The organism is Microbacterium canaveralium (assembly GCF_047238045.1).
Taxonomy (GTDB): Bacteria; Actinomycetota; Actinomycetes; order Actinomycetales; family Microbacteriaceae; genus Microbacterium.
Genome location: NZ_JBDFMA010000003.1, coordinates 578,586 through 597,770 on the forward strand (window position 1 = coordinate 578,586; position 19,185 = coordinate 597,770).

Below are 19,185 nucleotides of genomic sequence, written 5' to 3' on the forward strand. Positions count from 1 at the left end.
CACCGGTCGCCGCCGTATCCATCCCACAGGCTTTCGCGTGGGCCAGCACGACGTTTGACGCCCACCCCGCTCGTCACACTGGTATTAACAGCCGCAGGCTCGGCAGCGAATATTTAATCCGCCGTGCAATCGGAGGCGCCCTCAGCTACACAAGCACCGGCACACCGCGATTCAATTGGGGCGCGATCGCGAGAGCAGTTCTCAGGTCGTCAACGCCGCGTTGAACATGCTGGGATTGGACGCGGCAGGGTGTGAATTGGAAGACGAATTAGGATACAGGAGTCCCGGCCGGTCCCCTCACGCTTGGGGCGTACGGCAGCGTTGTAGCCCCGGGGTTGGATTCTCCGCGGCCCGTGCAGAGGGTGCGGCGCGCCCTCGCTCGTTTGGGCCACTTCACATAATGGTGCGACTTCACCTCGTCCTCAGGAGGAAAGCATCATCAGCGTCGCGCACGACCACGAAGCCCGCCTGCCACCATGTCCAGAACCTGCGCCGCGTCCCGGCGGTGCGGGTCACCACCGAACATGAGGGGCAGTCATGAGTGAAGAGTCACAGGACTTCGCGCGAAACTCCTTCGTCAGCCGCCGCAGCGTCGTCCACACCGCTGCGTGGATCGCCCCGGTCATCGCTGTCGCGGCAACGGCCCCACTTGCTGCCGCCAGTCTCCGAGGACCGGACCCGGTGCCGCCCGGTGCCGCCACTTCGCTCGACGGGGGAACGTCGATCGCGACCTACCGGGGTGGCAACCCTAACGAGATCCGCATCAATCAGACGACCTCCGGCTTCGGCTTCTTCATCTTCGATGGCAACGGTGACGAATATCCCGCGGGGTCGTACGTGGCATCCACTCCGACGATCACCGTCGAATGGGCGGGAATCGGTGACTACACGCCGGTGCTCCGCGACCTCAGGGGCTGGCTGAAGATCGCCGGCTCCACCGCTTCGGGAACGTCGGGATCACTCGTCTTTCTTTACGGGGGTCAGCTTCTCAACGGTGCTGTCAACCGGGTACCTGCTCCCTACGTGGCACTTCGGCCGACGTCGGGGAACACCCTCGGTTCTACCCGAGCAACCGTCGAGGCGGGTGCCGTGAACTTCGACACGATTGACAGCTCGGTCACGATCTGACCGTCACCCCCGGCCCTTCCGTCCGTTTCCGTTCCCGGGGAAAATGGACAATCGGCCGCCGAAGGGGCGGACGCAGGGTGGCGAAGGGAAGCCGACATGGGCGTCGACGACATCATCAACAAGGGAAAGCAGCTCCTCGAGCAGAACCGCGACAAGATCGAGGAAGCGCTCAAGAGCGAGAAGGCCGAAGAGGTGAGCGACAAGCTCCTCGACGGCGCGGCCGCCGCGATCAAGAGAGTCGTGCCGGCCGAGCAGCACGCCAAGGTCGACGAGGTGCGCGACAACGTCGACAAGAACGTCGGCAACGCCTGACGTACCGGTTCGGAGCACGGCGCCGCCCCCGGGAATCGGGGGCGGCGCCGCCGCGTCGGCAAAGGGGGGCTGAGGATATGCCGGACGCGACACGCCCGGGTTTGCGACACGCCCGAGTGCCCCGTAGACTATCCAGGTTCCACATTCCGGCGTGCGCTCGGCGCGCGCCAGGATCACTGCCAGGGCAGTGCACAGGCGGCGCGTGAGCGCAGGGTCCTGGGCCGCGGGCAGCAGAACACACACCGAACCCCCTCATCCTTCACGGGATTCGCACGCCTGCGTGCGAGGGGTGGGCCGGATTCCATGGCGTCCGGTTTGACAGCTGAACAGCGGTGCAGCATCTCTCGCGAAAGCGGGGGGAAGTGCCAGGGCGCGAGAGCGCCACCGTGCGTCCGATGCCCTAGGTCGGGTAAGACGCGAGAAAGAGAGTGAGCAGACAATGGCGGGACAGAAGATCCGCATTCGCCTGAAGTCGTACGACCACGCCGGACTGGACTCGTCCGCGCGCAAGATCGTCGACACCGTGACCCGTGCCGGCGCCACCGTGGTGGGCCCGGTTCCCCTGCCGACCGAGAAGAACGTCGTGTGCGTCATCCGGTCGCCCCACAAGTACAAGGACAGCCGCGAGCACTTCGAGATGCGCACCCACAAGCGCCTCATCGACATCATCGACCCGACGCCCAAGGCCGTCGACTCGCTGATGCGCCTCGACCTCCCGGCCGATGTCAACATCGAGATCAAGCTCTGAGGTTCGACATGGCTGACATCAACTCCAAGATATCCAAGGGCCTCCTCGGCACCAAGCTCGGCATGACCCAGGTGTGGGACGAGAACGGCAAGCTCGTTCCCGTCACCGTCATCGAGGTCGCTCCGAACGTCGTGACCCAGCTCCGCTCTGTCGAGAAGGACGGCTACAACGCCGTTCAGATCGGCTACGGCCAGATCGACCCCCGCAAGGTGAACAAGCCCCTGACGGCCCACTTCGAGGCCGCGGGCGTGACCCCGCGTCGTCACCTCACCGAGGTTCGCACCGCGGATGCCGCTGACTACTCGCTCGGTCAGGAGCTCACCGTGGACGGCCTGTTCGAGGCCGGCCAGCTGGTCGACGTCGTCGGCACCAGCAAGGGCAAGGGCACCGCCGGTGTCATGAAGCGTCACAACTTCAAGGGTGTCTCCGCTTCGCACGGTTCGCACCGCAACCACCGCAAGCCCGGTTCGATCGGCGCGTCGTCGACCCCGAGCCGCGTCTTCAAGGGCATGCGCATGGCCGGCCGTATGGGTGGCGAGCGCGTGACCGTCCTCAACCTCACGGTGCACGCCGTCGACGCCGAGAAGGGTCTGCTGCTCGTCAAGGGCGCCGTCCCCGGTGCCCGCGGCCGCATCGTTTACGTCCGCAACGCAGTGAAGGGTGCCTGATCTCATGGCTGACTCGACTCTCGCGCTCGACGTTCGCAAGTCCGACGGCAAGAAGGCCGGCTCTGTGGAGCTGCCCGCCGCGATCTTCGACGTCAAGACGAACATCCCGCTGATCCATCAGGTCGTCGTCGCCCAGCGCGCCGCCGCCCGCCAGGGCACCCACTCGACCAAGCGTCGTGGTGAGGTCTCCGGTGCCGGTCGCAAGCCCTTCAAGCAGAAGGGCACGGGTAACGCCCGTCAGGGTTCGATCCGCGCGCCGCACATGACCGGTGGTGGCATCGTCCACGGCCCCAAGCCCCGTGACTACGGCCAGCGCACCCCCAAGAAGATGATCGCCGCCGCCCTCCTGGGCGCGCTGAGCGACCGGGCTCGCGGCGAGCGTCTGCACGTCGTCGAGACCTTCGGCATCGAGGGTGCTCCGTCGACCAAGGCCGCGGCCGCCGTTCTGAACGCCTTCGGTGCGGTCAAGAACGTCCTGGTCGTGATTGACCGCGACGACGAGCTGACCGTCAAGAGCGTGCGCAACCTCGCGTACGTCCACGTGCTGACCTACGGCCAGCTGAACGCCTACGACGTGCTCGTCTCCGACGACATCGTCTTCACCAAGGCCGCCTACGACGCGTTCGTCGCGTCGAAGTCCGGCGTCACCGAGGAGGTCTCGGCATGACCACCGTCAACAAGGACCCGCGCGACATCATCCTGAAGCCGGTCGTCTCCGAGAAGAGCTACTCGCTCATCGACGAGGGCAAGTACACGTTCCTCGTGGACCCCCGCGCCTCGAAGACCGAGATCAAGCTCGCCATCGAGAAGATCTTCGGCGTCAAGGTGGCCTCGGTCAACACGATCAACCGCGTGGGCAAGGCCCGTCGCACCCGCTTCGGCATCGGCAAGCGCAAGGACACCAAGCGCGCGATCGTCAGCCTCAAGTCGGGGACCATCGACATCTTCACGGCAGTCGGCTGACGGTCGGGATAGAGGACAAGAACAATGGCTATTCGCAAGTACAAGCCCACGACGCCCGGTCGCCGCGGCTCGTCGGTGGCCGACTTCGCCGAGATCACCCGATCGACGCCTGAGAAGTCGCTGCTGCGCCCGCTGTCGAAGACCGGTGGCCGCAACAACCAGGGCCGCATCACGACGCGCCACATCGGTGGTGGACACAAGCGTCAGTACCGTCTGATCGACTTCCGTCGTAACGACAAGGACGGCATCGACGCCAAGGTCGCTCACATCGAGTACGACCCCAACCGCACCGCGCGTATCGCGCTCCTGCACTACATGGACGGCGAGAAGCGCTACATCCTCGCGCCGAACAAGCTGTCGCAGGGCGACATCGTCGAGTCCGGCGCCGGCGCCGACATCAAGCCCGGCAACAACCTGCCGCTGCGCAACATCCCCACCGGTACCGTGATCCACGCGATCGAGCTCCGTCCCGGTGGCGGCGCGAAGATGGCCCGTTCGGCCGGCGCCTCGGTGCGTCTGGTCGCGAAGGACGGCCCCTACGCGCAGCTGCGTCTGCCCTCGGGCGAGATCCGCAACGTCGACGTGCGCTGCCGCGCCACGATTGGCGAGGTCGGCAACGCCGAGCAGTCCAACATCAACTGGGGCAAGGCCGGCCGCAAGCGCTGGAAGGGCGTCCGCCCGACCGTCCGTGGTGTCGCCATGAACCCGGTCGACCACCCGCACGGTGGTGGTGAGGGCAAGACGTCCGGTGGTCGTCACCCCGTTTCGCCGTGGGGCAAGGCCGAGGGCCGCACCCGCCACGCGAACAAGGAAAGCGACAAGCTGATCGTCCGCCGTCGCACCGCCGGCAAGAAGCGTAAGTAGGAGTAGAGGAAGATGCCTCGCAGCCTTAAGAAGGGCCCCTTCGTCGACGAGCACCTGCTTCGCAAGGTCGTCTCGCAGAACGAAGCCGGCACCAAGAACGTCATCAAGACCTGGTCGCGCCGTTCGATGATCATCCCCGCCATGCTGGGACACACCATCGCCGTGCACGACGGTCGCAAGCACATCCCCGTGTTCGTGACCGAGACCATGGTCGGCCACAAGCTGGGCGAGTTCTCGCCCACCCGCACCTTCCGCGGCCACGTGAAGGACGACAAGAAGGGCCGCCGCCGCTGACGCGGGGGCGTAAGAGGAGAGAGAAATGGTGGAGTCCATCGCACGCGTGCGACACATCCGCGTGACCCCTCAGAAGGCTCGTCGTGTCGTCGCTCTCATCAAGGGAAAGCAGGCCGAAGAGGCCCTCGCGATCCTGAAGTTCGCGCCCCAGAGCGCGAGCGAGCCGATCTACAAGCTCGTCGCCTCGGCGATCGCGAACGCTCGCGTCACCGCCGACAAGACGAACGAGTACCTGGATGACGCCGACCTGTACGTGAAGAACGCGTACGTCGACGAGGGCACGACGCTCAAGCGTTTCCAGCCCCGCGCACAGGGTCGCGCCTTCCAGATCAAGAAGCGCACGAGCCACATCACGGTCGTGCTCGCGACGCCGGAAGACGCTGCTGCGGCCCCGGCTCGCGCCAACAAGAAGGCGAGCAAGTAATGGGACAGAAGGTCAACCCGTACGGCTTCCGCCTCGGCATCACCACCGACCACGTGTCGCGGTGGTTCTCCGACTCGACGAAGCCCGGACAGCGCTACGCCGATTACCTCGCCGAGGACATCAAGATCCGTCGCCTGCTGACCACCTCGCTCGACCGCGCGGGCGTCAGCAACATCGAGATCGAGCGCACGCGTGACCGCGTTCGCGTCGACATCCACACCGCCCGCCCGGGCATCGTGATCGGTCGCCGCGGCGCCGAGGCCGAGCGCATCCGCGCCGACCTCGAGAAGCTCACCGGCAAGCAGATCCAGCTGAACATCCTCGAGGTCAAGAACCCCGAGGCCGACGCTCAGCTCGTCGCCCAGGGCGTCGCCGAGCAGCTCTCCGCCCGCGTGGCCTTCCGCCGCGCGATGCGCAAGGGTCTGCAGGGCGCTCAGCGCGCCGGCGCCAAGGGTGTCCGCATCCAGGTGTCGGGCCGCCTCGGCGGCGCCGAGATGAGCCGCTCCGAGTTCTACCGCGAAGGCCGTGTGCCCCTGCACACCCTGCGCGCGAACATCGACTACGGCTTCTACGAGGCCAAGACGACCTTCGGCCGCATCGGCGTGAAGGTCTGGATCTACAAGGGCGACCTCACCAACAAGGAGCTCGCCCGCGAGCAGGCCAACGCACCCAAGTCCCGCGGTCGTGACGACCGTGGCGGCGACCGTCGTCGTGGCCCCCGCAACGAGGCCCCCGTGGCAGAAGGAGCGTCGGCGTAATGCTCATCCCCCGCAAGGTCAAGTACCGCAAGCAGCACCACCCCGGTCGTTCGGGCCAGGCCACCGGTGGCACCGAGGTGTCGTTCGGTGAGTTCGGCATCCAGGCTCTGACCCCCGCTTACGTGACCAACCGTCAGATCGAGTCCGCTCGTATCGCGATGACGCGTCACATCAAGCGTGGTGGAAAGGTGTGGATCAACATCTACCCCGACCGTCCGCTCACCAAGAAGCCAGCCGAAACCCGCATGGGTTCCGGTAAGGGTTCGCCCGAGTGGTGGGTTGCGAACGTCAAGCCGGGTCGCGTCCTCTTCGAGGTCGCGGGCGTCAACGAGGAACTCGCTCGTGAGGCCCTGACCCGTGCCATCCACAAGCTGCCGCTCAAGGCACGCATCATCAAGCGCGAGGGAGGCGACGCGTAATGGCGATCGGCACCAAGCAGCTCGCCCCGAGCGAGCTCGACACGTTCGAAGACCAGCGCCTCGTCGAGGAGCTGCGCAAGGCCAAGGAAGAGCTGTTCAACCTGCGCTTCCAGTCGGCTACCGGCCAGCTCGAGAGCCACGGCCGCATCCGTGCGGTCAAGCGCGATATCGCGCGGCTGTACACGGTGATCCGCGAGCGCGAGCTCGGCATCCGTGCCACGCCGGCCCCGGTCGAGGCGACCAAGGCGAAGAAGACCAAGGCGAAGAAGGCGGATGCCGCTGACGACGCCGTGAAGGAAGAGGCGGAGTAATGGCTACCGCGAAGAAGGCAGAGGCCGAGGCGCAGGTCGTCGGTCACGAGCACGCCGCCAACGACGTGCGCGACGAGAACGCCCGCGGTTACCGCAAGGCGCGTCGCGGCTACGTCGTCAGCGACAAGATGGACAAGACGATCGTCGTCGAGGTCGAGGACCGCGTGAAGCACCCGCTCTACGGCAAGGTCATCCGCCGCACGTCGAAGGTCAAGGCCCACGACGAGACGAACTCGGCCGGCATCGGCGACCTGGTCGTCATCAACGAGACCCGTCCGCTCAGCGCCACCAAGCGCTGGCGCCTGGTCGAGATCCTCGAGAAGGCCAAGTAAGCCTCGCGGCTGCTTGGAACCCAAGGAGTAACAAGTGATTCAGAACGAATCCCGGCTGAAGGTTGCCGACAACACCGGCGCCAAGGAGCTGCTGACCATCCGTGTGCTCGGCGGCTCGAACCGTCGGTACGCGGGCCTGGGCGACGTCATCGTCGCCACGGTCAAGGACGCGATCCCCGGTGGAAACGTCAAGAAGGGCGACGTGGTCAAGGCCGTCGTCGTCCGAGTGGTCAAGCAGACCCGTCGTCCCGACGGCTCGTACATCAAGTTCGACGAGAACGCCGCCGTGATCCTGAAGAACGACGGGGAGCCCCGCGGCACCCGCATCTTCGGACCGGTTGGCCGTGAGCTTCGCGACAAGAAGTTCATGAAGATCGTCTCGCTCGCCCCGGAGGTCATTTGATCATGGCGAAGATCAAGAAGGGCGACCTGGTTCAGGTCATCTCGGGCGCCAAGCCCGAGCGCGGCGGAGACCGCGGCAAGCAGGGTAAGGTCCTCGAGGTCCTCACCGAGCAGAACCGCGTCATCGTCGAGGGCGTGAACTACGTCACGAAGCACAACCGCGTGGGCCAGTCCCAGCGCGGGACCAAGACCGGCGGCATCGAGACGTTCGAGGCCCCGATCCACATCTCCAACGTCGCGCTCGTCGACCCCTCGACCAAGAAGCCGACCCGTGTCGGCCACCGTGTCGAGGAGCAGGTGAAGGACGGCGTCAAGCGCACCGTCCGCGTGCGCTTCGCGAAGAAGTCAGGCAAGGACCTCTGAGAATGAGCACTGTGACTGCCGCGGAGGCTGGCAAGATCCAGCCCCGCCTGAAGCAGAAGTACAACACCGAGATCAAGAAGGCCCTGCAGGAAGAGTTCGGCTACGCGAACGTCATGCAGATCCCCGGCCTGGTCAAGGTCGTCGTGAACACCGGTGTCGGCGAGGCAGCTCGTGACAGCAAGGTGATCGATGGTGCGGTCGACGACCTCACCAAGATCACCGGTCAGAAGCCCATCGTCACCAAGGCCCGCAAGTCCATCGCGCAGTTCAAGCTGCGCGAGGGCCAGGCCATCGGTGCACACGTCACCCTCCGCGGTGACCGTGCGTGGGAGTTCCTCGACCGCCTCGTCAACCTCGCTCTGCCCCGTATCCGCGACTTCCGCGGTCTCTCGGCCCAGCAGTTCGACGGCAACGGCAACTACACCTTCGGTCTCCAGGAGCAGTCCGTGTTCCACGAGATCGATCAGGACCGCATCGACCGCGTGCGTGGTTTCGACATCACGATCGTCACCACCGCCAAGACCGATGACGAGGGTCGTTCGCTGCTGCGTCAGCTCGGCTTCCCGTTCCAGTCGGCGGACGCTCAGGCCTGAGCCCCGGGCCCCCGGGATCCCGGGGGCCTCTCATCGAAGGTCGCCTGTCGTGTAACGGCAGTCGAAACCTCATGATCGAAAGAAGCAACACATGACGATGACAGACCCGGTCGCAGACATGCTGACCCGTCTGCGCAACGCGAACTCGGCGCACCACGACTCCGTGTCGCTGCCGAGCTCCAAGCTCAAGACCCACATCGCCGAAATCCTCAAGCAGGAGGGTTACATCGCCGGCTGGACCGTTTCGGACGCCCGTGTCGGCCAGACCCTCACCCTGACGCTGAAGTACGGCCCGAACCGCGAGCGGTCGATCGCCGGCATCAAGCGCGTGTCGAAGCCCGGTCTTCGCGTGTACGCGAAGTCCACCGAGGTCCCCACGGTCCTCGGCGGCCTGGGCGTCGCCATCCTGTCCACCTCCTCCGGTCTCCTCACCGACCGTCAGGCCGAGCAGAAGGGCGTCGGCGGGGAAGTCCTCGCCTACGTGTGGTGATCTGACATGTCGCGTATTGGACGTCTTCCCATCGACATCCCCGCCGGTGTCACCGTTTCGGTGAACGGCCGGGAGGTCGCCGTCAAGGGCCCCAAGGGCGAGCTCACGCTCACCGTGGCATCCCCCCTCGAGGTGTCGGTCGAGGAGAACCAGGTTCTCGTCACCCGCCCCGACGACGAGCGCGAGTCGCGGTCGCTTCACGGCCTGACCCGCACGCTCATCAACAACAACATCATCGGTGTCACCCAGGGCTACACCAAGGGCCTCGAGGTCGTCGGTACGGGTTACCGCGTGGCGCAGAAGGGCAGCTCGGTCGAGTTCGCCCTCGGCTTCTCGCACCCCGTCCTGATCGACCCGCCCGCGGGCATCACCCTCACGGTCGAAGGCAACAACAAGCTGACCGTGAGCGGCATCGACAAGCAGGCCGTCGGCGAGGCCGCCGCCAACATCCGCAAGATCCGCAAGCCCGAGCCCTACAAGGGCAAGGGTGTGCGGTACGCGGGCGAGGTTGTGCGCCGCAAGGCCGGAAAGAGTGGTAAGTAGCCATGGCTATCAAGACAAAGTCCGCCGCCCGCGCGCGTCGCCACGCTCGTCTGCGCAAGAAGGTCGTGGGTACGGAGCTCCGTCCCCGTCTCGTCGTGACGCGTTCGGCCCGCCACGTCTTCGTCCAGCTGGTCGACGACAGCAAGGGTCACACCGTGGCCTCGGCCTCGACCCTCGAGGTCGACCTGCGCTCGTTCGACGGTGACAAGACCGCCAAGGCCCGCAAGGTCGGCGAACTCGTCGCCGAGCGTGCCAAGGCCGCCGGCTTCTCGGACGTCGTGTTCGACCGCGGCGGCAACCGTTACGCCGGTCGTGTCGCCGCGATCGCCGAAGGCGCCCGCGAAGGAGGGCTGAACCTGTGAGTGACAACAAGGAGACCGAAGTGACCGAGCAGACTGCACCGACTGAGGGTGCGGCTGGGTCCCAGGCACCCGCCGAGCGTGAGCGCGAGCCCCGCCGCGGTGGTCGCGAGCGCAACGCCAACCAGCGCGACCGTGGTTCGCGCGACCGCAACGAGAGCCAGTTCCTCGAGCGCGTCGTGACGATCAACCGCGTGTCGAAGGTCGTCAAGGGTGGTCGCCGCTTCAGCTTCACGGCGCTCGTCGTCGTGGGCGATGGCAACGGTGTCGTGGGTGTCGGCTACGGCAAGGCCCGCGAAGTCCCCCTCGCCATCTCGAAGGGTGTCGAGGAAGCCAAGCGCAACTTCTTCCGCGTCCCCCGCTCCGGCTCGACCATCCCGCACCCCGTCCAGGGTGAGGCTGCCGCCGGTGTGGTGCTCCTGCGCCCCGCCGCTGCCGGTACCGGTGTTATCGCCGGTGGTCCCGTCCGCGCCGTCCTCGAGTGCGCCGGCATCCACGATGTCCTCTCGAAGTCGCTCGGTTCGTCGAACACGATCAACATCGTGCATGCGACCGTCGAGGCGCTGAAGTCGCTCGAGGAGCCCCGCGCCGTGGCCGCCCGCCGCGGTCTGGAGTTCGACCAGGTCGCCCCGGCCCGCCTCGTGCGCGCCGAGGCCGCCGCTCAGAAGGTAGGTGCCTGATGGCCGAGCGTCTGAAGGTCACGCAGATCAAGTCCAAGGTGAGCGAGAAGCAGAACCAGCGCGACACGCTGCGTTCGCTCGGTCTCAAGCGGATCGGCGACTCGGTCGTCCGTCCCGACGACGCGCAGACGCGCGGCTACGTCAAGACCGTCGCCCACCTCGTCAAGGTTGAGGAGATCGACTAATGGCTGACAAGAAGGACGAGACCGCCACGGTCGACGCCCCGAAGAAGGCTGCGGCCCGCAAGCCGGCCGCGAAGAAGGATGCCGCTCCCGCGGCGCGCCCCGGCGTGCTGAAGGTCCACCACCTCCGTCCCGTCCCGGGCGCTCACACCGCGAAGACCCGTGTCGGTCGCGGTGAGGGCTCCAAGGGTAAGACGGCCGGTCGCGGTACCAAGGGAACCAAGGCCCGTTACCAGGTCAAGGTCGGCTTCGAGGGTGGGCAGATGCCGCTGCACATGCGCACCCCGAAGCTCCGCGGCTTCAAGAACCCGTTCCGGGTCGAGTACCAGGTCGTCAACCTCGACAAGCTGGCCGAGCTCTACCCCCAGGGCGGCGACGTCACCGTCGTCGACCTCGTGGCCAAGGGTGCCGTTCGCAAGAACGAGAAGGTCAAGGTGCTCGGCACCGGCGACATCTCGGTCGCACTCAACGTGTCGGTCGACAAGGTCTCCGGCTCTGCGGAGCAGAAGATCGTCGCCGCCGGCGGCTCGATCAACTGACGCATCATCCTGTGAGGGGTCGGCGGCCGTGTGGCCGTCGGCCCCTTCTGGGTTAGTCTGATTCCGTGTGCGCCCTGTTGCGCGCCGAGATCGTTCTGGAGGATTCCCCTTGTTCAGCGCCATCGCGCGGGTCTTTCGCACGCCCGACCTGAGGCGGAAGATCGCCTTCACGCTGGGCATCATCGCCATCTACCGGCTGGGTGCCCACGTTCCGACGCCTTTCGTCGACTTCCCGAACGTTCAGAGCTGTCTCGCTCAGTCGGGGAGCACCGAGGGCTTGCTCTCCCTGGTGAACCTCTTCTCGGGCGGCGCCCTCCTCCAGCTGTCGATCTTCGCTCTCGGAGTGATGCCGTACATCACGGCGACGATCATCGTGCAGCTTCTGCGCGTCGTCATCCCGCACTTCGAAACGCTGTACAAAGAGGGTCAGGCCGGCCAGGCCAAGCTCACGCAGTACACGCGCTACCTGACCATCGCTCTGGCGCTCCTGCAGTCCACCACCCTCGTGACGGTCGCTCGCTCCGGGCAGCTGCTCGGCAACGGTGCTCCCGAGTGCCAGCAGTTGCTCACCAACGACATCTGGTGGGCGCAGCTGCTCATGATCATCACGATGACCGCCGGTACCGGTCTGGTCATGTGGTTCGCCGAGCTCGTCACCGAGCGCGGTGTGGGCAACGGCATGTCCATCCTGATCTTCACGTCCGTCGCTGCCACGTTCCCCGCCGCGATGCTCGCCATCCTGAACACGCGTGGTGTGGAGGTCTTCCTCCTCGTCCTCGCGGTCGGCATCGTCGTGGTCGCGCTCGTGGTGTTCGTCGAGCAGTCACAGCGGCGTATCCCCGTGCAGTATGCAAAGCGCATGGTCGGTCGACGGACGTATGGCGGCACCAACACCTACATCCCGATCAAGGTGAACATGGCCGGTGTCGTGCCGGTCATCTTCGCGTCGTCGCTCCTGTACATCCCCGCGCTGATCGCGCAGTTCAACCAGCCGCAGGCGGGTCAGGAACCGGCTCCGTGGGTCACGTGGATCTCGCAGTACCTCACGCGTGGCGACCACCCGCTGTACATGCTCGTCTACTTCCTGCTCATCGTCGGCTTCACGTACTTCTACGTCGCGATCACGTTCAACCCTGTCGACGTCGCGGACAACATGAAGAAGTACGGCGGCTTCATTCCCGGTATCCGGGCCGGCCGTCCGACCGCCGAGTACCTCGATTACGTGCTGACGCGCATCACGCTGCCCGGTTCCATCTACCTCGGCCTCATCGCCCTGCTGCCGCTCGTGGCGCTGGCGACGGTCGGTGCCAACCAGAACTTCCCGTTCGGCGGAGCGTCGATCCTCATCATCGTCGGCGTCGGACTCGAGACGGTGAAGCAGATCGACGCGCAACTTCAGCAGCGTCACTACGAAGGGCTGCTGCGATGACCGCGCGTCTTCTGATCGTCGGACCTCAGGGCTCGGGCAAGGGAACGCAGGGGGTCCGTGTCGGCGAAGCGCTCGGTGTCCCCGTCGTCTCCACGGGCGACGTCTTCCGTGCCAACGTCGCACAGGGCACCGAGTTGGGTCTGCAGGTCAAGTCCATCATCGACGCGGGAGACCTCGTCTCCGACGAGCTCACGAGCGCCGTCGTCCGCGACCGCCTGTCCCAGGCCGATGCGGCCGAGGGCTTCCTCCTCGATGGATATCCGCGGAATCTCGCCCAGGTGATGCACCTGGACGAGTTCCTCGAGGGGCGTGACGAGAAGCTGGATGCCGTCATCGCGCTGGTCGTGCCGCGTGATGAGTCGATGTCGCGTTTGACCGCGCGTGCGGTCGAGCAGGGTCGTGCCGATGACACCGAGGACGCTATCGCGACTCGTCTCGCCATCTACGAGCGCGAGACCGCCCCGATCCTCGACGTGTACGCCACACGCGGCATCGTCGACGAGATCGACGGCGTGGGCGATCTCGACGAGATCACCGCGCGCATCTTCGCGGCGCTCGAAGCGCGCGGCCTTCGTCCGGCGCACTGACGTGGTGCTGCGTTCCTCGATCTACAAGAAGCCCGCGCAGCTGCGAGCGATGGTCGAGCCCGGCCTGATCACCGCGGCGGCTCTGGATGCCGTTCGCGCGCTGATCGCGCCCGGGGTCACCACGCTCGAACTCGATGCGGCGGCTTCGCGCGTCATCATCGAGCGCGGTGCGAAGTCGAACTTCCAGATGGTGCGGGGGTATCGGCATACGATCTGCGCTTCCGTGAACGAGCAGGTGGTACACGGCATCCCGAACGATCGGCCTTTGCGGGCGGGCGACCTGCTCTCGATCGACGCCGGGGCCGAGCTCCGTGGGTGGAACGGCGACTCGGCGTTCACCATGGTCGTTCCCGGTGACGCGCCCGAGGATGTGGTGGCGCCGCGGCGCCATCTCTCCGAGGTGACGGAGGGCTCGCTGTGGGCGGGCATCGCCGCTCTGAGCCGGGCGACGCACCTCGGTGAGGTGAGCGCGGCGATCGAGGGCTATATCGAAGACAACGCCCCCGCGGGCGGATACGGAATCCTGCGGGATTACGTCGGTCACGGGATCGGGCGCAAGATGCACGAGGCGCCGAGCGTGTTCAACTATCGCGTCCCCGACAGGGGTGCCGAAGTGCGTCCAGGACTCGCGGTCGCGATCGAACCGATGGTCGTCATCGGTGATCAGGCGACCGAGGTCGACGACGACGGGTGGACGGTCTCGACGGTCGACGGCACCGCCGGCTCTCATTGGGAACATAGCGTTGCCGTGCACGATGGAGGCGTTTGGGTCCTCACCGCTCCCGATGGCGGTGCGGCGAAGCTGGCACCGTTCGGTGTGGTGCCGAAGGAGATCGACGCATGATGATGGCCGCGGCACGCAAGTCCACGAATTGGTTCGCGATCGGGGTGACGGCCGCTGCGGTGGTCATCGTCCTCGTGATCGGGGGAGTGGTGTGGTTTGCCAACAGTCAGGCGACTTCACCGGGAACCCTGCCCGAGTCTTCGGCCGTGAACACGGATACGGGCGCGATCGCCGTCGGTTCGGGCGACCAGACCGTCGACACGTACATCGACTTCATGTGCCCCGTCTGCAACAACTTCGAGCAGGCGTACGGTTCGACGCTGCAGCAGCTGGCCGACGACGGCACAATCACGCTGAACATCCACCCGATCGCAATCCTCGACTCGCAGTCGCAGGGCACGCAGTACTCGACGCGCGCGGCCAACGCCGCCTATTGCGTCGCCGTCGACGATCCCGCGAACATTCCGGCGTTCGTGAAGTCGATGTATGCGCAGCAGCCGAAGGAAGGCACCGCGGGCCTCGACGACGCGACGCTCGCCTCGATCGCGAAGGATGCCGGCGCGTCGGATGCCGTGACGTCCTGCATCACGGACGGTACCTACTCCAAGTACGTCACCGCGTTGACGAAGAAGACGCCGGTGCAGTCGGGCCTGAGCAGCGTCTCGACGCCGACGATCGCGATCAACGGCACCGTGCTCACCAATTCGAAGGACCTCTCGGGCGACCCGCAGAAGGACATCGTCGACCGACTGAACGGGTGAGCCGAGGCGGCGAGTTGCCGCATCGCGCTCTACCACGTATGCTTGATCTTTGGTGCGTTGCGCCTTTATTGGCGTGTCGCAGCACCAAATCCCCATCCACCGCAGACCGGCCGGTCTGCAATGAGCGTGAGCGAGTTTATGGCGAAGAAAGACGGTGTCATCGAGATCGAGGGCACGGTGTCCGAGGCACTGCCCAATGCGATGTTCCGTGTCGAACTGACCAACGGTCACAAGGTGCTCGCCACCATCTCGGGCAAGATGCGGCAGAACTACATCCGCATCATCCCCGAGGACCGTGTCGTCGTCGAACTGAGCCCGTACGACCTCACGCGAGGTCGCATCGTCTACCGCTACCGCTGAGTCCGGCCGAGAAGTAACGAACCGCTTCGGCGGATCGAAGACAGCGAACAGGAAACACCCCCATGAAGGTCAACCCCTCCGTGAAGCCCATCTGCGACCACTGCAAGGTGATCCGTCGCCACGGGCGCGTCATGGTGATCTGCAAGAGCAACCCGCGTCACAAGCAGCGCCAGGGCTGAGTCCCCTCGGACTCCACGTACGACTTCCAACTGAACACACAACGGCAGGATCAGAACCCGCGATGCGGGGGACACCTCGGGGCGGAGGCCCGGGCACCGATCCTGCTCCACACCTCCACGACACTCTGAGGAGAGCCGCATGGCACGTCTCGCCGGCGTCGACATCCCGCGCGACAAGCGCGTGGTGATCGCACTTACCTACATCTACGGCGTGGGCCGCACCCGCTCCACCGAGATCCTCACCGCGACCGGCATCAGCCCGGACGTCCGCGTCAAGGACCTCACCGACGACCAGCTGGTCGCTCTGCGCGACCACATCGAGGGCACCTACAAGGTGGAGGGTGACCTCCGTCGCGAGGTGGCCGCCGACATCCGCCGCAAGGTCGAGATCGGTTCCTACGAGGGCCTGCGCCACCGCCGCGGCCTCCCGGTGCGCGGTCAGCGCACGAAGACGAACGCTCGTACCCGCAAGGGACCCAAGCGCACCGTCGCCGGCAAGAAGAAGGCGCGCTAGGCCTCCGCCGGCGCAGGATCCAGGAGAACCGCACATGGCACAGGCCAAGTCCGCCGCGCGCAAGCCGCGCCGCAAGGAGAAGAAGAACATCGCCGTGGGTCAGGCCCACATCAAGTCGACGTTCAACAACACCATCGTTTCGATCACCGACCCGTCCGGGGCCGTCATCAGCTGGGCTTCGTCCGGTGGCGTCGGCTTCAAGGGCTCGCGCAAGTCGACCCCGTACGCCGCAGGCATGGCCGCGGAGTCCGCTGCCCGCCAGGCGCAGGAGCACGGCGTCAAGAAGGTCGACGTCTTCGTCAAGGGCCCGGGTTCGGGTCGCGAGACCGCGATCCGTTCGCTCACGGCCGCCGGCCTCGAGGTCGGCTCGATCCAGGACGTGACGCCGCAGGCGCACAACGGCTGCCGTCCGCCGAAGCGCCGCCGCGTCTGATCACCGTCCTGGGGAGTGCCTGTCACTCCCCGGGAACATTGGTGCTCTCACGCACCCCACGGACATTCGGATGCCACGCCGCCCTCGGGCGGGTGACATCCGACGAGTACAACTCAACACCTCACCCCATTACACGTGTCATATAGCGGGCACGTGATCGAAAGGAACACATAGTGCTCATCGCACAGCGTCCCACTCTGACCGAGGAGAAGATCGGGGAGTTCCGCAGCCGTTTCGTCATCGAGCCGCTGGAGCCCGGCTTCGGTTACACGATCGGCAACGCGCTGCGTCGCAGCCTCCTGTCGTCGATCCCCGGCGCGGCCGTCACGAGCATCCGCATCGATGGCGTCCTGCACGAGTTCAGCACCATCCCGGGCGTGAAGGAAGACGTCACCGAGATCATCCTGAACATCAAGCAGCTCGTGGTCTCGAGCGAGCGCGACGAGCCCATCACCGCGTACCTCCGCAAGACGGGTGCCGGCGAGGTCACGGCCGCCGACATCTCCGCTCCCGCGGGCGTCGAGGTGCACAACCCCGAGCTGGTCATCGCCACGCTCAACGACACCGCCAAGTTCGAGCTCGAGCTCACGATCGAGCGCGGCCGCGGCTACGTGTCGGCGACCCAGAACCGCAACGAGTACGCCGAGGCGGGCCAGATCCCGATCGACTCGATCTACTCGCCCGTGCTCAAGGTCAGCTACCGCGTCGACGCCACTCGTGCCGGTGAGCGCACCGACTTCGACAAGCTCGTCCTGGACGTCGAGTCGAAGCCGTCGATCGCTCCCCGCGACGCGGTTGCCTCCGCCGGCCGCACGCTCACCGAGCTGTTCGGGCTCGCCCGCGAGCTGAACGTCGAGGCCGAGGGCATCGAGATCGGCCCGGCGCCGGTCGAGACGGTCCTTTCGAACGAGCTGTCGATGCCGATCGAAGACCTCGACCTCTCGGTGCGCTCGTACAACTGCCTCAAGCGCGAGGGCATCAACACCGTTTCCGAGCTGGTCGCTCTCTCCGAGACGCAACTGATGAACATCCGCAACTTCGGTCAGAAGTCGGTCGACGAGGTGCGCGACAAGCTCACCTCCCTCGGCCTGTCGCTCAAGGACTCGGTGCCCGGTTTCGACGGCGCTCAGTTCTTCGGCGGCTACGACGACGAGACCGTCTGACCCGTCGGACCCGACCGAACCTTCCTACTGGAGTAACACGACATGCCCAAGCCCACGAAGGGTCCCCGTCTCGGCGGCGGCCCGGCCCACGAGCGCCTGCTTCTCGCGAACCTCGCCGCGGCCCTGTACACCCACAAGTCGATCAAGACGACCGAGACCAAGGCCAAGCGCCTGCGTCCGCTCGCTGAGCGCCTCATCACGTTCGCGAAGCGGGGTGACCTCCACGCCCGCCGCCGCGTCCTGTCGGTGATCGGTGACAAGGAGGTCGTGCACACCCTCTTCACCGAGATCGCTCCGCTGGTCGCCGACCGTGAGGGTGGCTACACCCGCATCACGAAGGTCGGCAACCGCAAGGGTGACAACGCCCCCATGGCCGTGATCGAGCTCGTCCTCGAGCCCGTCACCAAGAAGCCGTCGGCGTCGAAGGCTGCCGCCCCCGCAGCGGCTGCCGCCCCGGTCGCGGAGGAGACCCCCGCCGAGGAGGCTCCCGCCGAGGAGACCGCCGCGGAGGAGACCCCCGCCGCGGACGAGGCCGCCGATGCCGGCGCCGAGTCGCCTGAGGAGGGCGCGGCCGCCGAGGCTGCCGCCGCTGACGCGGTCGAGGACGACGCCAAGGCGTAATCCTCCTCTCTTGTCCTGAGGCCCCCTCCCGCACGGAGGGGGCCTCAGTCGTCTTCGTGCGGTGCACGTAGGCTGGACGTGTGCGTATCCGCCTCGACATCGCCTACGACGGCACGCATTTCCGAGGGTGGGCCCGGCAGCCGGGGCTGCGCAGCGTCCAGGGCACCCTCGAGGATGCGCTGGCCCGAATCGTCGGCGGAGATCCGCGCCTCGTCGTGGCAGGCAGAACGGATGCCGGCGTGCACGCTTCGGGACAGGTGGCGCACGTCGACCTCGATGAGGCGCAAGTGTCGCGCATCGCGCGGCGGCGTCGCGAGGGCGACGAGACGGACGCGGTTGCGGCGCTCTCGGGTCGTATCCAGGGCGTTCTGGGCGCGTATCCGGACGTCACCGTGACGCGCGCCGCGCGCGCGCCGGAGGGCTTCGACGCCCGCTTCTCCGCGGTGTGGCGTCGGTACGCCTATCGGATCGCCGATCTCACCACGGGGTACGACCCGCTCGAGCGGTCCCACACGACCACGGTCAAGGCGCACCTCGACGTCGAGGCGATGGATGCCGCGGCCCGCAGCCTCATCGGGCTCCACGACTTCGCGGCGTACTGCAAGGCCCGCGAAGAGGCGACGACGATCCGGACGCTGCTGGAGTTCGATTGGCATCGCGACGCGGACAGAGTGCTGGTTGCGCACATCCGAGCCGACGCGTTCTGTCACAGCATGGTGCGTGCGCTCGTCGGGGCGTGCGTCGCCGTCGGTGAAGGGCGCATACCGGTGGAGCGTGTCGTCGAGATCCGCGACGCGGCCGCGCGGACTCCGGACACGAAGGTGCTCGCCGCCCGCGGGCTCGTGCTGGCGGAGGTCGGCTACCCGGTCGATGAGCTCCTGGCATCCCGTGCCGAACAGACGCGCAATCGCCGGGACGCCGCCGACATCGGTTCCTGAGTGTTTCGCAACCCTCAGGAAGCTGCGGGGTACGCCGCCCTAGG

At 66.4% G+C, this 19,185-nt stretch carries 33 protein-coding genes; all 33 read left to right on the forward strand.

Translation table 11 applies throughout. The features are described from left to right. The first annotated feature begins 537 nt into the window (after positions 1–537). The 33 genes from ABC271_RS03605 to truA all read left to right on the forward strand — a co-directional run bounded on the left by ABC271_RS03605 (position 538) and on the right by truA (position 19,141). A complete protein-coding gene (locus ABC271_RS03605; protein ID WP_412923542.1) occupies positions 538–1,128 on the forward strand; it encodes a hypothetical protein in 591 nt (196 codons plus the stop codon). Between the two features lie 96 nt (positions 1,129–1,224). Beyond that, a complete protein-coding gene (locus ABC271_RS03610) occupies positions 1,225–1,440 on the forward strand; it encodes a hypothetical protein (RefSeq protein WP_412923543.1) in 216 nt (71 codons plus the stop codon). A gap of 439 nt (positions 1,441–1,879) precedes the next feature. Beyond that, positions 1,880–2,188 carry a 30S ribosomal protein S10 gene (gene rpsJ / locus ABC271_RS03615; RefSeq protein ID WP_013584016.1) on the forward strand — a complete coding sequence of 103 codons (309 nt, stop codon included), beginning with the start codon at positions 1,880–1,882 and terminating at the stop codon, positions 2,186–2,188. A gap of 8 nt (positions 2,189–2,196) precedes the next feature. Continuing rightward, a complete protein-coding gene (gene rplC, locus ABC271_RS03620) occupies positions 2,197–2,856 on the forward strand; it encodes a 50S ribosomal protein L3 (protein ID WP_134125042.1) in 660 nt (219 codons plus the stop codon). Positions 2,857–2,860: 4 nt separating this feature from the next. Beyond that, positions 2,861–3,523: a 50S ribosomal protein L4 gene (gene rplD / locus ABC271_RS03625; RefSeq protein WP_412923544.1), complete on the forward strand. Its 663-nt coding sequence runs from the start codon at positions 2,861–2,863 to the stop codon at positions 3,521–3,523. Next, positions 3,520–3,819: a 50S ribosomal protein L23 gene (gene rplW, locus ABC271_RS03630; protein WP_134125041.1), complete on the forward strand. Its 300-nt coding sequence runs from the start codon at positions 3,520–3,522 to the stop codon at positions 3,817–3,819. Before rplD ends, rplW begins: the two co-directional genes overlap by 4 nt. Before the next feature lie 24 nt (positions 3,820–3,843). Beyond that, positions 3,844–4,683 carry a 50S ribosomal protein L2 gene (rplB, locus tag ABC271_RS03635; RefSeq protein ID WP_412923545.1) on the forward strand — a complete coding sequence of 280 codons (840 nt, stop codon included), beginning with the start codon at positions 3,844–3,846 and terminating at the stop codon, positions 4,681–4,683. 12 nt (positions 4,684–4,695) lie between these two features. After that, the gene (gene rpsS / locus ABC271_RS03640; protein WP_022878257.1) at positions 4,696–4,977 is read left to right on the forward strand and encodes a 30S ribosomal protein S19; all 282 of its coding nucleotides are present in this window, start codon (positions 4,696–4,698) and stop codon (positions 4,975–4,977) included. 25 nt (positions 4,978–5,002) lie between these two features. Continuing rightward, positions 5,003–5,401 (forward strand): 50S ribosomal protein L22, encoded by a 399-nt coding sequence (gene rplV, locus ABC271_RS03645; RefSeq protein WP_063256604.1) that lies wholly within the window; start codon positions 5,003–5,005, stop codon positions 5,399–5,401. Further along, positions 5,401–6,159, forward strand: a complete 759-nt coding sequence (rpsC, locus tag ABC271_RS03650) for a 30S ribosomal protein S3 (protein ID WP_058230882.1) — start codon at positions 5,401–5,403, stop codon at positions 6,157–6,159. The genes rplV and rpsC overlap by 1 nt, the downstream gene beginning before the upstream one ends. Beyond that, positions 6,159–6,578 (forward strand): 50S ribosomal protein L16, encoded by a 420-nt coding sequence (gene rplP, locus ABC271_RS03655; RefSeq protein ID WP_412923546.1) that lies wholly within the window; start codon positions 6,159–6,161, stop codon positions 6,576–6,578. The genes rpsC and rplP overlap by 1 nt, the downstream gene beginning before the upstream one ends. Continuing rightward, positions 6,578–6,889: a 50S ribosomal protein L29 gene (gene rpmC / locus ABC271_RS03660; RefSeq protein ID WP_138174675.1), complete on the forward strand. Its 312-nt coding sequence runs from the start codon at positions 6,578–6,580 to the stop codon at positions 6,887–6,889. Before rplP ends, rpmC begins: the two co-directional genes overlap by 1 nt. Next, positions 6,889–7,221, forward strand: coding sequence for a 30S ribosomal protein S17 (rpsQ, locus tag ABC271_RS03665; protein ID WP_134125036.1), 333 nt, complete (start codon positions 6,889–6,891; stop codon positions 7,219–7,221). Before rpmC ends, rpsQ begins: the two co-directional genes overlap by 1 nt. Positions 7,222–7,255: 34 nt before the next feature. Then, on the forward strand, positions 7,256–7,624 hold the full coding sequence (gene rplN / locus ABC271_RS03670; protein ID WP_013584005.1) for a 50S ribosomal protein L14: 369 nt from the start codon (positions 7,256–7,258) through the stop codon (positions 7,622–7,624). Positions 7,625–7,626: 2 nt separating this feature from the next. Next, positions 7,627–7,986 carry a 50S ribosomal protein L24 gene (gene rplX, locus ABC271_RS03675; RefSeq protein WP_094736303.1) on the forward strand — a complete coding sequence of 120 codons (360 nt, stop codon included), beginning with the start codon at positions 7,627–7,629 and terminating at the stop codon, positions 7,984–7,986. Between the two features lie 2 nt (positions 7,987–7,988). Then, positions 7,989–8,579, forward strand: a complete 591-nt coding sequence (gene rplE, locus ABC271_RS03680; RefSeq protein WP_412923547.1) for a 50S ribosomal protein L5 — start codon at positions 7,989–7,991, stop codon at positions 8,577–8,579. Between the two features lie 91 nt (positions 8,580–8,670). Continuing rightward, the gene (rpsH, locus tag ABC271_RS03685) at positions 8,671–9,069 is read left to right on the forward strand and encodes a 30S ribosomal protein S8 (protein ID WP_412923548.1); all 399 of its coding nucleotides are present in this window, start codon (positions 8,671–8,673) and stop codon (positions 9,067–9,069) included. Positions 9,070–9,075: 6 nt separating this feature from the next. Continuing rightward, positions 9,076–9,612 (forward strand): 50S ribosomal protein L6, encoded by a 537-nt coding sequence (rplF, locus tag ABC271_RS03690; protein WP_076491304.1) that lies wholly within the window; start codon positions 9,076–9,078, stop codon positions 9,610–9,612. 2 nt (positions 9,613–9,614) lie between these two features. Beyond that, a complete protein-coding gene (rplR, locus tag ABC271_RS03695; RefSeq protein ID WP_022877830.1) occupies positions 9,615–9,974 on the forward strand; it encodes a 50S ribosomal protein L18 in 360 nt (119 codons plus the stop codon). Then, the gene (rpsE, locus tag ABC271_RS03700) at positions 9,971–10,651 is read left to right on the forward strand and encodes a 30S ribosomal protein S5 (protein WP_022877829.1); all 681 of its coding nucleotides are present in this window, start codon (positions 9,971–9,973) and stop codon (positions 10,649–10,651) included. The genes rplR and rpsE overlap by 4 nt, the downstream gene beginning before the upstream one ends. Then, positions 10,651–10,836 (forward strand): 50S ribosomal protein L30, encoded by a 186-nt coding sequence (gene rpmD / locus ABC271_RS03705; RefSeq protein ID WP_013583998.1) that lies wholly within the window; start codon positions 10,651–10,653, stop codon positions 10,834–10,836. Before rpsE ends, rpmD begins: the two co-directional genes overlap by 1 nt. After that, positions 10,836–11,372, forward strand: a complete 537-nt coding sequence (gene rplO, locus ABC271_RS03710) for a 50S ribosomal protein L15 (RefSeq protein WP_412923549.1) — start codon at positions 10,836–10,838, stop codon at positions 11,370–11,372. Before rpmD ends, rplO begins: the two co-directional genes overlap by 1 nt. A gap of 109 nt (positions 11,373–11,481) precedes the next feature. Continuing rightward, positions 11,482–12,801, forward strand: a complete 1,320-nt coding sequence (gene secY, locus ABC271_RS03715) for a preprotein translocase subunit SecY (RefSeq protein ID WP_412923550.1) — start codon at positions 11,482–11,484, stop codon at positions 12,799–12,801. Further along, entirely contained in the window at positions 12,798–13,388 is a 591-nt protein-coding gene (locus ABC271_RS03720; RefSeq protein WP_412923551.1) for an adenylate kinase, read from the forward strand. Before secY ends, ABC271_RS03720 begins: the two co-directional genes overlap by 4 nt. 1 nt (position 13,389) lies before the next feature. Beyond that, positions 13,390–14,232: a type I methionyl aminopeptidase gene (gene map, locus ABC271_RS03725; RefSeq protein WP_412923552.1), complete on the forward strand. Its 843-nt coding sequence runs from the start codon at positions 13,390–13,392 to the stop codon at positions 14,230–14,232. After that, positions 14,229–14,933, forward strand: a complete 705-nt coding sequence (locus ABC271_RS03730; protein WP_412923553.1) for a DsbA family protein — start codon at positions 14,229–14,231, stop codon at positions 14,931–14,933. The genes map and ABC271_RS03730 overlap by 4 nt, the downstream gene beginning before the upstream one ends. Positions 14,934–15,071: 138 nt before the next feature. Further along, positions 15,072–15,293 carry a translation initiation factor IF-1 gene (gene infA / locus ABC271_RS03735; RefSeq protein WP_013583992.1) on the forward strand — a complete coding sequence of 74 codons (222 nt, stop codon included), beginning with the start codon at positions 15,072–15,074 and terminating at the stop codon, positions 15,291–15,293. Between the two features lie 62 nt (positions 15,294–15,355). Continuing rightward, a complete protein-coding gene (gene rpmJ / locus ABC271_RS03740) occupies positions 15,356–15,472 on the forward strand; it encodes a 50S ribosomal protein L36 (RefSeq protein ID WP_005050492.1) in 117 nt (38 codons plus the stop codon). Positions 15,473–15,611: 139 nt separating this feature from the next. After that, positions 15,612–15,986, forward strand: coding sequence for a 30S ribosomal protein S13 (gene rpsM, locus ABC271_RS03745; protein WP_063256596.1), 375 nt, complete (start codon positions 15,612–15,614; stop codon positions 15,984–15,986). Between the two features lie 34 nt (positions 15,987–16,020). Further along, complete coding sequence (gene rpsK, locus ABC271_RS03750) at positions 16,021–16,419, forward strand: 30S ribosomal protein S11 (protein WP_013583990.1); 399 nt, start codon at positions 16,021–16,023, stop codon at positions 16,417–16,419. Positions 16,420–16,592: 173 nt separating this feature from the next. Next, positions 16,593–17,582 carry a DNA-directed RNA polymerase subunit alpha gene (locus ABC271_RS03755; RefSeq protein WP_022879045.1) on the forward strand — a complete coding sequence of 330 codons (990 nt, stop codon included), beginning with the start codon at positions 16,593–16,595 and terminating at the stop codon, positions 17,580–17,582. A gap of 42 nt (positions 17,583–17,624) precedes the next feature. Continuing rightward, a complete protein-coding gene (gene rplQ, locus ABC271_RS03760) occupies positions 17,625–18,203 on the forward strand; it encodes a 50S ribosomal protein L17 (RefSeq protein WP_412923554.1) in 579 nt (192 codons plus the stop codon). 80 nt (positions 18,204–18,283) lie between these two features. Next, complete coding sequence (truA, locus tag ABC271_RS03765; protein WP_412923555.1) at positions 18,284–19,141, forward strand: tRNA pseudouridine(38-40) synthase TruA; 858 nt, start codon at positions 18,284–18,286, stop codon at positions 19,139–19,141. The last annotated feature ends 44 nt before the right edge of the window (positions 19,142–19,185 follow it).

Excerpts from the sequence above, each read along its gene's own strand:
- ABC271_RS03605 (WP_412923542.1), top strand. The coding sequence starts at position 538 with ATGAGTGAAGAGTCACAGGACTTCGCGCGAAACTCCTTCGTCAGCCGC.
- ABC271_RS03610 (WP_412923543.1), top strand. The coding sequence starts at position 1,225 with ATGGGCGTCGACGACATCATCAACAAGGGAAAGCAGCTCCTCGAGCAG.
- rpsJ (WP_013584016.1), top strand. The coding sequence starts at position 1,880 with ATGGCGGGACAGAAGATCCGCATTCGCCTGAAGTCGTACGACCACGCC.
- rplC (WP_134125042.1), top strand. The coding sequence starts at position 2,197 with ATGGCTGACATCAACTCCAAGATATCCAAGGGCCTCCTCGGCACCAAG.
- rplD (WP_412923544.1), top strand. The coding sequence starts at position 2,861 with ATGGCTGACTCGACTCTCGCGCTCGACGTTCGCAAGTCCGACGGCAAG.
- rplW (WP_134125041.1), top strand. The coding sequence starts at position 3,520 with ATGACCACCGTCAACAAGGACCCGCGCGACATCATCCTGAAGCCGGTC.
- rplB (WP_412923545.1), top strand. The coding sequence starts at position 3,844 with ATGGCTATTCGCAAGTACAAGCCCACGACGCCCGGTCGCCGCGGCTCG.
- rpsS (WP_022878257.1), top strand. The coding sequence starts at position 4,696 with ATGCCTCGCAGCCTTAAGAAGGGCCCCTTCGTCGACGAGCACCTGCTT.
- rplV (WP_063256604.1), top strand. The coding sequence starts at position 5,003 with ATGGTGGAGTCCATCGCACGCGTGCGACACATCCGCGTGACCCCTCAG.
- rpsC (WP_058230882.1), top strand. The coding sequence starts at position 5,401 with ATGGGACAGAAGGTCAACCCGTACGGCTTCCGCCTCGGCATCACCACC.
- rplP (WP_412923546.1), top strand. The coding sequence starts at position 6,159 with ATGCTCATCCCCCGCAAGGTCAAGTACCGCAAGCAGCACCACCCCGGT.
- rpmC (WP_138174675.1), top strand. The coding sequence starts at position 6,578 with ATGGCGATCGGCACCAAGCAGCTCGCCCCGAGCGAGCTCGACACGTTC.
- rpsQ (WP_134125036.1), top strand. The coding sequence starts at position 6,889 with ATGGCTACCGCGAAGAAGGCAGAGGCCGAGGCGCAGGTCGTCGGTCAC.
- rplX (WP_094736303.1), top strand. The coding sequence starts at position 7,627 with ATGGCGAAGATCAAGAAGGGCGACCTGGTTCAGGTCATCTCGGGCGCC.
- rplE (WP_412923547.1), top strand. The coding sequence starts at position 7,989 with ATGAGCACTGTGACTGCCGCGGAGGCTGGCAAGATCCAGCCCCGCCTG.
- rpsH (WP_412923548.1), top strand. The coding sequence starts at position 8,671 with ATGACGATGACAGACCCGGTCGCAGACATGCTGACCCGTCTGCGCAAC.
- rplF (WP_076491304.1), top strand. The coding sequence starts at position 9,076 with ATGTCGCGTATTGGACGTCTTCCCATCGACATCCCCGCCGGTGTCACC.
- rplR (WP_022877830.1), top strand. The coding sequence starts at position 9,615 with ATGGCTATCAAGACAAAGTCCGCCGCCCGCGCGCGTCGCCACGCTCGT.
- rpmD (WP_013583998.1), top strand. The coding sequence starts at position 10,651 with ATGGCCGAGCGTCTGAAGGTCACGCAGATCAAGTCCAAGGTGAGCGAG.
- rplO (WP_412923549.1), top strand. The coding sequence starts at position 10,836 with ATGGCTGACAAGAAGGACGAGACCGCCACGGTCGACGCCCCGAAGAAG.
- ABC271_RS03720 (WP_412923551.1), top strand. The coding sequence starts at position 12,798 with ATGACCGCGCGTCTTCTGATCGTCGGACCTCAGGGCTCGGGCAAGGGA.
- ABC271_RS03730 (WP_412923553.1), top strand. The coding sequence starts at position 14,229 with ATGATGATGGCCGCGGCACGCAAGTCCACGAATTGGTTCGCGATCGGG.
- infA (WP_013583992.1), top strand. The coding sequence starts at position 15,072 with ATGGCGAAGAAAGACGGTGTCATCGAGATCGAGGGCACGGTGTCCGAG.
- rpmJ (WP_005050492.1), top strand. The coding sequence starts at position 15,356 with ATGAAGGTCAACCCCTCCGTGAAGCCCATCTGCGACCACTGCAAGGTG.
- rpsM (WP_063256596.1), top strand. The coding sequence starts at position 15,612 with ATGGCACGTCTCGCCGGCGTCGACATCCCGCGCGACAAGCGCGTGGTG.
- rpsK (WP_013583990.1), top strand. The coding sequence starts at position 16,021 with ATGGCACAGGCCAAGTCCGCCGCGCGCAAGCCGCGCCGCAAGGAGAAG.
- rplQ (WP_412923554.1), top strand. The coding sequence starts at position 17,625 with ATGCCCAAGCCCACGAAGGGTCCCCGTCTCGGCGGCGGCCCGGCCCAC.